We start from the raw sequence: 10,805 nt of genomic DNA on the forward strand, positions 1-10,805 counted from the left end.
CTATTTTCCATTCAATTCACTCGTATTTCAGATTCACAAGCGACATTTCGCAGCTTCTAGGAAACGGAGGAACGCTTTTTCGTTTCCCACAGCATGAAGGTGCGTGTAGGATGCGAGCGCGTTTTCTCTGATGATTCCGTCCCGCTTGCTCTCTATTCCGACACCTTTTAGAAGTTTATAGGCGAAATCCACACCTGTGTCAGCATTGACATCCAACGTTGAGTAATGGAACTCGTGTCCCCGGAATCTCTCCCCTTTTCTGAAGAGAAGGCAGTCACTTACAGAGACCGCTTCGACATAACCCACCGCCTGAAGCCTCCCTGTTAGCTTTGCGGACCCTTTGAATAAGCCGAGCATTTCCCGGCCTTCGAGTTGCTCAAGGCAGTAAAGCAAGCCGCCGCACTCTGCGTAGAGCGGAGTCCCTTGCTGGATCGCCTCGGCAAGCTTCTCCCTCAAAGAGGCATTCTCTTCGAGCTGTTCTGCGTAAAGCTCCGGGTAGCCGCCACCTAAGTAGAATGCATCAGCATCAGGTAAAGAGTCCCGAAGCGGAGAGAAGGGGACGATTTCAGCCCCGAAATCTTGCAGGACCTCTAAGTTCTCCGGATAGTAGAAACAGAACGCTTCATCCATCGCTACCCCCGCTCTGACGCCATCAGCAGCCCTTAATTGGGACCCAGGCTCTGCAGCACTTGGGATCTCAACTTTCGTCGCCTCAAACAAAGCGTCCAGGTCTATATTCTTCTCTACGAGCCTCGATAGGTCATTCAAGAGGGAGCGGTCAACTTCGTGAGACATGTATAATCCTAAGTGTCTCTCCGGAATTCTCACGGCTTCATCCCTGGGAATAACTCCAAAAACCCTCGTAACTCCTCTTAAAGAGTCTTCGAGTAGCTCTCTGTGCCGTTCACTTCCCACTCTGTTTAAGACGACACCCGCAAGCTTGAGCGATGGGTCATAGGTCTTGTATCCGTGGACCAAGGCGGCAACGCTCCCCGCAAGCTTAGAGGCGTCAACAACAAGGACTATCGGTATATCGAGGAGTTTCGCAAGGTGAGCGGTACTCCCCTCTCCACCGGCGGAAGAGCCATCGAAGAGGCCCATGACGCCCTCCACAACGTTCACCGCAGCCACGTTCATCCTGAACGTTCGAAGAATGCCAGAAGCCGGCATCATGAACGTGTCGAGATTTCTTGATGACTTTTCTGCGGCGAGTGTGTGTAAACTGGTGTCTATGAAGTCAGGACCCACTTTGAACGGCTGGACTTCAAGTCCTCGATGACGGAACGCGGCGATAAGCCCGAGAGAGACCGCAGTCTTCCCCACGCCACTCTGCGTCCCCGCAACTACGAAAGCCGATTTCATACTCGGGCATTTTGTGATGGTCCTCTTAACCTGTTCGAGTCTTTCAGGGCGGATCATGGCTTCTATTCTCGTCATCCTTCTTCAAAGAAAAGTTTCAAGGAAATAATGATGAATTCTTCTATCGTCCGTGAGTTCGGGATGGAACGAGAGCGCAAGTAGATTCCCCTGCTGCGCCGCGACGGTGTGCTCATCGAACGTTGCTAAGACCTCCACATTTTCGCAGGTGCGTGTAATCGCAGGCGCTCGGATGAAGACTGCATGAAACGGCTCTTCAAAGATGCTCATCTTCAACGACACCTCAAATGATTCACGCTGCCGCCCAAATGCGTTCCGCTTCACCGTTACGTCCATCAAGCCGAGCAGTGGCTGGCCGGTCTTTGCAACCTCCTCATCGCCCTCTTTCGCCAGCAGGACGAGTCCGGCACAGGTGCCTAAAATTGGTATATCCCGTTCCGCAACAGCCGTTTTGATTTCCTCAATGATATGTTCACGCTGCATGAGCCGCCCGATCGTGGTGCTTTCACCGCCCGGAATCACGATGGCGTCGCACGACTCGACCAACCCCCGTTGTTTTATCTTCAGCACCTCGCCGCGCTCGCCGCGCTCTGCTAACGACTTCTCCAGTGCCACGACGTGCTCCTCTACCGCCCCTTGTATCGCGATTACGCCGATTTTCGTTGTCATTGCTGGTTCTCTCTGGATTTCCCCCCCCGATTGTTGGAGTTACACTCCTTTTTCCGTGTACTTCACCAACCCGTCAAAGAATCGCTGCTCCGTGTCCCACGGCCCAGGACTCGCTTCCGGATGATATTGCACGCATTGTACGCCCAGATAGGGATTCTCAAAGCCTTCCACCGTCTGATCATTCGCATTTATCTGCGTCAGCGTGGCTTTGCCCTCCATTGTGTCCTTATCAACAGCGAAACCGTGATTCTGCGCGGTGATGTACACGCGCCCGGTCGTGAGATCCTTCACCGGCTGGTTCGCACCGCGATGCCCGAACTTCAGTTTATAGGTATCGCAGCCCAGCGCAAGCGCTATGATCTGCAACCCGAGGCAAATGCCGAAGACGGGGATTTCACCCACGAACGTTTTCACGAAATTCAGCGCATTCCTGCCGCGCTTCGGATCACCAGGCCCGTTTGAGAGCAGCAGTGCGTCCGGTTCCGCAGCTCGTAGCTCTGATTCAGTCGCAGTAGCGGGAAACACGAAAATATCCCAATTTCGCTTCGCTAAATTATTCAACATATTCCTTTTTATGCCCAGATCGAGCACCGCGATTCGTTTTGCGCCCTCGTTACCAGGTATTCTGTAGGGGTTCCTGCAGGAAACCTGCTCGATCAAATCAAGCTCTGAGATATCCGGCTGGTTAATCGCGAGTGCTAACGCCTCTTCCGCCTCTTTCGTGGCACCAACGTGCAAGCATGCTTTCATTGTGCCGTACTCGCGCGTCTTTCGCGTCAACATCCTCGTATCGATCTCGCTGATCCCTGGCACGCCTTCTTCTCGCAGGAATTCGTCTATACGTCGCGTGCTCTTGTAATGAGACGGAAACTCACATCGCTCACGGATCGCAAAGCCCTCTACCTTTATGCCGTCCGACTGGAACTTTGCCCCGCTCACACCGTAGTTACCCACCAGCGGGTAGGTGAGCATTAAGATCTGTCCTTTATACGAGGGGTCCGTCAGAGCCTCTTCGTAACCCGTAAACGGCGTTGCAAAGACGAGTTCGCCAATAGCCGTGCCCTCTGCTCCGAACCCTTCTCCTTCCACTACCGTTCCGTCTTCCAGTGCAAGAATTGCTTTCATTTCACGCTTTCTGCAAAATACTCATTTATTGACTTTACTTCGATTTTCCCGCCGCTCTCTTTCATCTCCACGATCGCAGAAGCAGCAGCCTTCGCCGCCTGCATCGTTGTTATATACGGAACATCAAGGTCAATACACGTCTGTCGTATCTGATAGCCATCCTTATGCGATTGCTTATCCGTCGGTGTATTGATCACCAGCATTATTCCCCGCGCCTGCATCATCTCCACCACGTTTGGCGAGCCGTGCTGAATCTTCTTCAATTCTCCCGCGTCGATCCCGTGCTGTTTTAGATAGTCCACGGTGCCTCCCGTTCCGACGATTGAGAGCCCCACGTCCTTTAACGCTCGTGCGATCTTCACAATATCCGCCTTATCATCGTTGCAAACCGAGATAAAAACCGTACCGCCACTGCTCGACGGTAAGGGATTAGCCGCTGCACGTTCCGCTTTGAAAAACGCCTTGCCGAATCCGTAATCAATGCCCATCACCTCGCCTGTGCTCTTCATCTCAGGACCGAGGATGATGTCAACGCCCTTGAATTTCGAGAACGGCAGGACAACCTCCTTCACTGCTACATGCCTGAATACTCGTTTCTTTACGTTTAAATCGCGTAATTTGTGCCCCAGCATCACCTTCGCCGCGAGCTTCGCCAGTGGAATGCCCGTTGCCTTCGCAACGTACGGTATCGTTCTACTCGACCGAGGATTTACCTCCAGCACGTAAACGACGCCGTCTTTTACCGCCATCTGGATGTTGAGCAACCCCTTTATATGCAGCGATAGCGCTATTCTCGTTACATAGCCCCTTATTCTCGTAATTATATCGTTAGATAATGATTGCGGTGGTATGACGCACGTAGAATCGCCTGAATGAACGCCTGCCTCTTCTATGTGCTCCATGATCGCACCGATCAGCACCTCTTCCCCATCACATACCGCATCGACATCGATCTCCGTGGATTTCTCCAGGAATTTATCGATGAGTACCGGTTTCTCCTTTGATACACGAACCGCCTCGCGCATGTATCGTTCCAGTTCGCTATCATCGTACACTATCTGCATTGCCCGTCCGCCCAGCACGTACGAAGGACGAACAAGCACAGGAAAACCTATCCGCGCTGCTACGTCTTTCGCACCGCCCACGGACGTTGCATAGCCGCTTTCAGCTTGTGGAATCCCCAATTGATGGAGTAATTTGCTAAAGCGCTCCCGATCTTCGGCTACATCCATATGTTCCGGGTCCGTCCCCAGAATTACCGTTTTCGCCCCTAGCCTTTCCAATTCCTTCTTTAGTGGCACTGCTAAGTTGACTGACGTCTGACCGCCGAATTGCACCATCACACCCTCGTAGTTCTCCTTCTCTATAACGTTCATCACATCCTCAAGCGTCAGGGGCTCGAAGAAGAGCTTATCTGAGGTATCGTAGTCTGTGGATACGGTCTCCGGATTGTTATTGATGATGTGCGCCTCGATTCCCTCTTCCTTTAACGCTTTAACCGCATGTACGGTGCAGTAATCAAACTCAATCCCCTGCCCTATCCTGATAGGCCCTGCGCCAATGATCAATACTTTCTTTCGAGTTGAGGGCTTCAACTCGCATTCATCCTCATACGTGGAATAGAAATACGGTGTTTTCGCCTCGAATTCCGCGGCACAGGTGTCCACCATCTTATAGGTAGGAATAACCCCTTGTTCTCTCCTGAGGTCGCGTATTGCCTCACTGCTTCTGCCCGATAGCCGCGCAATCTGCTCATCAGCGAAGCCCATCCGTTTCAGGTTCTTCAACCGTTGTGAATCCAAATCGTTCCCCGTTTCCAGATCCGACTCGGCACACACGATTCTCTCGAGCTTCCGGATGAAGAACGGATCGATACCGCTCAGCTCTGCGATCTCCTCCACGCTAAAACCGCGTTTCAGTGCCTCGTAGAGTGCATAAATACGGTCGTCCGTAGGTGTTTCTAAAAGATAGCGCAGCTCCGTTTCTGACCACGCATCATAGCCAAAGCCGAAGCCTTTATCGACATCCAGGGAGCGGAGTGCTTTTTGCAGCGCTTCCTCAAACGTCCGTCCTATCGCCATCACCTCGCCCGTGCTCTTCATTGACGTCGTCAACGTCCTGTCCGCCCCCGGGAACTTATCAAACGGCCAGCGCGGTATCTTCACCACCACATAATCGATCGCCGGCTCGAAGGACGCCGGGGTCTCTTTCGTTACATCGTTCCGTATCTCGTCGAGCTGGAGCCCGATGGCTATCTTCGCCGCTACGCGCGCAATGGGATAGCCTGTAGCCTTTGACGCGAGTGCAGAAGATCGAGACACACGCGGATTCACCTCGATTACCCGGTACTCACCTTCCTTCAAGGCAAATTGGATATTGCAGCCGCCTTCAACTTCTAACGCACGTATTATCTTTATCGCTGCAGACCGCAGCATTTGATGATCTTCATCAGATAACGTCTGTGAGGGCGTAACCACGATTGATTCGCCCGTATGAATGCCGATTGGATCGAGGTTCTCCATATTACAGATGGTGATACAGGTATCCCGAGCATCGCGCATCACCTCGTACTCTATCTCGTTCCACCCAAGCACGCTCTCTTCCACCAATACCTGGTGGATTCGCGAAACCTGCAGGCCGTAGGATACGATCGCTCGTAGATCTCCCAGTGTCCTCGCTATCCCGCCTCCCACGCCGCCTAAGGTATATGAGGGCCTAATGATGACGGGAAGGCCCAGCTCGACCGCAACTTCCTCTGCCTCCGCCATAGAACGAACGGTGAACCCTCTTGGAATTGGTTCATTTATGCGTTCCATCGTTTGCTTGAACCGTTCGCGGTCTTCTGCATTGTATATGGCCTCTAACGGTGTGCCGAGAACTTGTACGTTGTACGTGGCTAAAGTCCCAAGCTCCGCTAATTCCGCGGTTATGTTCAATGCCGTTTGTCCACCTAAACCAGCAACTATACCATCCGGGCGCTCTTTCTCGATGATCCGCGCGACCACGTCCACAACCAGCGGCTCGATGTAGATAACATCCGCCATCTCGAAATCGGTCATGATCGTTGCCGGATTGGAATTGACGAGCACGACCTGTACTCCTTCTTCTCGCAACGCTCTGCACGCTTGCGAGCCAGAGAAATCAAATTCTGCCGCTTGACCTATCTGTATCGGTCCCGAACCGATTACCAGCACTTTCTTGATCTCTTCTCTTTTGGGCATTACCTCTCCGTTCGCGTTCGAACACACTTAGAGCTTTGTCACATAAAAAATGTGAAGGAGGGGGAATCCATTTACAACGCCTTTTCTCCCTGCTCCCCTGTTCGTACTCGTATTATATCGTCCAGTGATGAGACGAATATCTTACCATCGCCGAATTTGCCAGTTCTCGCTGCGTTTGATATCGCGTAGACGAGAGACTCGACTAACTCATCCTTCACGATCGTTTCAATTTTGACCTTTGGTAGTGTATCGACCTCCATGCGTCGTCCCCTAAACTGTAATGCGATGCCTTTTTGCTCCCCTCTTCCTGTTACCTCAGTTATAGTCATTGCAACCTGCCCTTGCATTTCCATGGCCACCTTAACCTGTTCAAGCCGTTCTGGTCGAATTACTGCTTCGATTTTCTTCATACTCTTTTCCTCCTCGTTATTATTATTTCAGCCCGTGTAGGCCCGCTCTCCATGCTGTGAAAGATCCACGCCCACATATTCTTCCTCCTCGGTCACACGCAATCCGATCGTTAGGTCAACGAGTTTTGCGAGTACAAAGGCGAGTACGAAAGCGTAGATAATTGCTGCTCCGGCACCGATGAGCTGAGCTATGAATTGGTCGACGTTTCCGTAGAGCAAACCCGAGTAACCACCCACTGCTTCATTTGCAAATAGTCCCGTGGCCAGTGCACCCCAGAGCCCACCAACACCGTGTATTGCCCATGCATCAAGGCTTTCATCAAGCCTTATCTTTATTCTGAAAAGCATTGCCCGGTAGCAGATAACCCCGGCGACCAGTCCGATCACTATCGACGCCATTGGTGTGACAAATCCCGCTGCAGGTGTGATCGCAACGAGTCCGGCGATAGCGCCACTCACCACGCCCAACGAGCTTGGTTTTCCGTGCATCCAGTTTGCGGCCATCCAGCCGAGGGCCCCTGCCGCAGCAGACGTGTTGGTGACGACGAATGCGTTGGCTGCGAGTCCGTTGGCTGCTAAAGCGCTACCACCGTTGAAGCCGAACCAGCCGAACCAGAGCAAGGCTGCGCCAAGCAGTGTCAGCGGGATGTTATGTGGTCCCATCGGCTCATCGCCAAATCCGCGCCTTTTGCCAATGACCAGGGCTAAGGCCAGGGCCGAGAACCCTGAACTAATGTGTACCACCGTGCCTCCTGCGAAATCTAACGCACCAAGTTCCGCAAGCCATCCGCCACCCCAAACCCAATGAGCGAGCGGATCGTAAATGATCGCCGTCCAAAGCAGACCAAAAACAATGAATGCACTCATCTTCACCCGTTCAGCCATTGTGCTGGTGAGAATTGCAAGTGTCACCACAGCAAAAGCGAGTTGGAACGCCATGAATGCTAAGTGTGGAATCGTCAAATCGCCGCAGTCCATGCCTACATTCCGTAATCCCATAAACTCGAGGCCACCAATGAATCCGGCTATGTCAGAACCGAATGACAAACTGTATCCCACGAGAACCCACTGTATACTGATCACCGCAAGTGCGACAAACGAGAAGGAAAGCATTGACACGACGCTTTTCTTACGAACCATCCCCCCATAGAAGAGCCCGACACCTGGAGTCATCAACATGACCATAGCGGTCGATACGAGTATCCACGCCGTATCTCCACTATCAAGCATCTCTGACTGGTTCACCTCCACCGTTGTGCCTCATTCCGCCGTGAATCACTACTCTTACGCCGGATGCCGATGGTAAAGGCTGTTTCGACACAAGAACTGCGAACAACAATCCTATAATCCATAATCTCACCGATGCGTTTCTTTTCACATTCCCCATCTTTCCGTATTAATATCCTCCTACTTCGTGGTTAATTAGAAAACCTTTTAAGCCTATTTGAGAACTCAGCCTAACAATTAAGAACAAATATGATCAATTCATTCTATTTCTCATTTCATAATGTTAAAATTTAGGACATTCTGTTTGGTAATTTGACAAAACTTCACAAAAATTCTGAAAAGTTATGAACGTTATTATTGATTGAGAGACTAAAGTTAAATACTGTGAATTCGTATTTATTACCCATAAATCGTAAAACTATAGCCTTAAAATTGTCACTCTATTTTCCCCTCTTTATTGGAATTTACGTATCCTTAAAAGTGATGTGTACCGCCAGTTATAGCTACATCAAGCTATCATATCTTATTATTATTGTACAACTTTTTCGATTTGATAGTGGAAATGCCTATTTTGAATCGCTTTTCATCAAGTTCATAAAAAACAAAAGGGGAGGGTTAATTCCCCCCTCACAACGCTTTCTCGCCACTTTCGCCTGTTCTCACGCGAATTACTTCTTCAACGGGCAGCACGAAGATCATGCCATCGCCGAAATTCCCCGTGTACGCGCTTTCCCTGATAGTTGCCACCACCTTTTCTGCATCCGCGTCCTTGACCACCACGTTCAGCTGAAGCTTCGGGAGCATATCAACCGTATAAGCAGTGGCTCGCCACTGGAGTGCTATCCCTTTCTGTTGGCCGCGACCTTTTACTCCTGACACGTTCAACCCCTTGATTCCGATTTTATCGAGTGCCGCTTTTACATCGTCGAGCTTATCTTCCCGTATGATTGCCTCTATTTTTTTCATCTTTTCTTTCACCCCCAGCAGCTATCCTCAGGACTAGCATAACACGGCGTGCCGTGCTCACTAATGTCCAAGCCAACAACTTCCTCTTCTTTCGATACGCGCAGTCCAACTGTATATTTAATCGTTGCGAATATTAGTAGCCCCAGCCCGAAAGCCCAGATGAAGACTGTTACCACATTGATCGCTTGCGCTATAAACTGCCCGACATTGCCTGCGATGAGACCGCTCACACCGCCGTAGGTGCCGTCTGCGAATATGCCGACCGCGAGTAAGCCCCACAGCCCGTTGACACCGTGAACAGAGACCGCTCCGACGGGGTCGTCTACGCCCAGTTTCCACTCGACGAACCAGATGCTTACCATGACAAGAACTCCTGCAATCGCACCGATTACCACGGCTGCCCAGGGTGCCACGAATGCACAGGGGGCTGTTATCCCAACCAATCCTGCTAAAGCGCCGTTACAGATGAGGAAAATGTTCGCCTTTCCGGTTCTGAAGTAGGTCACGTAGCAGGCGATCACAGCACCAGCTGCGCCCGCTAAGAACGTGTTTACCGCGATCACTGCTATCCGCAAGTCCGTTGCTGCAAGCGTGCTGCCGGGATTGAACCCAAACCAGCCGAAGAAGAGTATGAACGTACCCAGAACAATGTACACGATGTTGTGACCGGGTATTGCAACCGGTGTTCCGTCCTTCTTGAATTTGCCCGCTCGCGGCCCTACGAGATACGCACCAGCCAGTGCGACGAACCCGCCAACCGCGTGTACAACGCCCGAGCCTGCGAAATCCACTGCACCTGCACCGTAAGGTAGCGTTGACAGCCAGCCACCTCCCCAGACCCAGTGCCCGTAGATCGGATAGATCACTACGGTCACGATGACAGTGTAAATAAGATATGCCTGGAACTTCGTCCGTCCCGCCATCGCACCGGCAACGATCGTCGCTGCGGTCGCCGCAAACATCGCCTGGAAAAGCCAGAGCATGTTCGTGGTAACATCGTAAGCCTCTCCCGCTAGGAACCATCCGCTGTAGCCGATGAGTGCATTCCCGAGTTCCAGCCCTGGCGCGGCTTCTGACCCGCCAAACATGAACGCGAAGCCGACGACTAGGAAGGCGATCGCACCGAGAGAGAAGTCCATATAGCTCTTCGCCAGGTAGTTCACGGCGTTCTTCGCACGAATTGCACCCACACCGACGAGCGCAAATCCTGCTTGCATGAAGAAGACGAGAAATCCTGCAACCAGTACCCAAACGAAATTGATCGCAATCTCAAGGCTCGCCAGATAGCCCGTATAAGTCATCTCACCGCTGGGGTCTCCTGCCATCACTCCCGGCATCATTGTCAGTAGTATGCCCCCTATAACGAGCATAAATACAGGCACTACTCTCAAATGTCTCGCTGCTATATCTTTTCTTTCTTTTACCATCTATCTTTTTAATTACCTCCTTTCTTAGCTGTTACCCAGCCACTATAAAAAGGGTATGTGAGAAATTAGACTAATAATTAAGAATTGATATGATTTATCAGTGGATAATTACATTTTTATTTGTAATTATGTCCTTAAATATATTAGGCTATTTGGGAACGAATCATAAAAGTTATGAAAATTTAGGGGTGCATTTTTGGACAAAATTACAGAGATCAGTACCTATTTTGGATAACTATGCTTAGAGCCTTAAAAAAGGGTTTTGGACTAGTAATCACCTAGAGTTACAATTATATTCAAAAACCAAACAATTCATACTTAACACCCTCGCCTAGAAACCGCTCGATCCAGCCATGCGCGAAACTAAGCCGTGATGAAAATTC

At 50.9% G+C, this 10,805-nt stretch carries 8 protein-coding genes; all 8 read right to left on the bottom strand.

The features are described from left to right. Window positions 1-33 precede the first annotated feature (33 nt). The 8 genes from JW878_05125 to JW878_05160 all read right to left on the bottom strand — a co-directional run bounded on the left by JW878_05125 (window position 34) and on the right by JW878_05160 (window position 10,365). Window positions 34-1,437, bottom strand: coding sequence for a cobyrinate a,c-diamide synthase (locus JW878_05125; protein MBN1762443.1), 1,404 nt, complete (start codon window positions 1,435-1,437; stop codon window positions 34-36). A 6-nt stretch (window positions 1,438-1,443) separates the two neighbouring features. Further along, the gene (gene pdxT / locus JW878_05130; protein ID MBN1762444.1) at window positions 1,444-2,046 is read right to left on the bottom strand and encodes a pyridoxal 5'-phosphate synthase glutaminase subunit PdxT; all 603 of its coding nucleotides are present in this window, start codon (window positions 2,044-2,046) and stop codon (window positions 1,444-1,446) included. Window positions 2,047-2,085: 39 nt separating this feature from the next. Then, window positions 2,086-3,171 carry a glutamine-hydrolyzing carbamoyl-phosphate synthase small subunit gene (gene carA, locus JW878_05135; protein ID MBN1762445.1) on the bottom strand — a complete coding sequence of 362 codons (1,086 nt, stop codon included), beginning with the start codon at window positions 3,169-3,171 and terminating at the stop codon, window positions 2,086-2,088. Beyond that, entirely contained in the window at window positions 3,168-6,392 is a 3,225-nt protein-coding gene (gene carB / locus JW878_05140; GenBank protein ID MBN1762446.1) for a carbamoyl-phosphate synthase large subunit, read from the bottom strand. The genes carA and carB overlap by 4 nt, the downstream gene beginning before the upstream one ends. Window positions 6,393-6,463: 71 nt before the next feature. Next, the gene (locus tag JW878_05145; GenBank protein ID MBN1762447.1) at window positions 6,464-6,802 is read right to left on the bottom strand and encodes a P-II family nitrogen regulator; all 339 of its coding nucleotides are present in this window, start codon (window positions 6,800-6,802) and stop codon (window positions 6,464-6,466) included. Window positions 6,803-6,829: 27 nt separating this feature from the next. Next, window positions 6,830-8,032: an ammonium transporter gene (locus tag JW878_05150; protein ID MBN1762448.1), complete on the bottom strand. Its 1,203-nt coding sequence runs from the start codon at window positions 8,030-8,032 to the stop codon at window positions 6,830-6,832. 624 nt (window positions 8,033-8,656) lie between these two features. Further along, a complete protein-coding gene (locus JW878_05155; protein ID MBN1762449.1) occupies window positions 8,657-8,995 on the bottom strand; it encodes a P-II family nitrogen regulator in 339 nt (112 codons plus the stop codon). 8 nt (window positions 8,996-9,003) lie between these two features. Next, complete coding sequence (locus tag JW878_05160) at window positions 9,004-10,365, bottom strand: ammonium transporter (protein MBN1762450.1); 1,362 nt, start codon at window positions 10,363-10,365, stop codon at window positions 9,004-9,006. Between the last annotated feature and the right edge of the window lie 440 nt (window positions 10,366-10,805).

The sequence above is a fragment of the Methanomicrobia archaeon genome, from assembly GCA_016930255.1.
Taxonomy (GTDB): domain Archaea; phylum Halobacteriota; class Syntropharchaeia; order Alkanophagales; family Methanospirareceae; genus JACGMN01.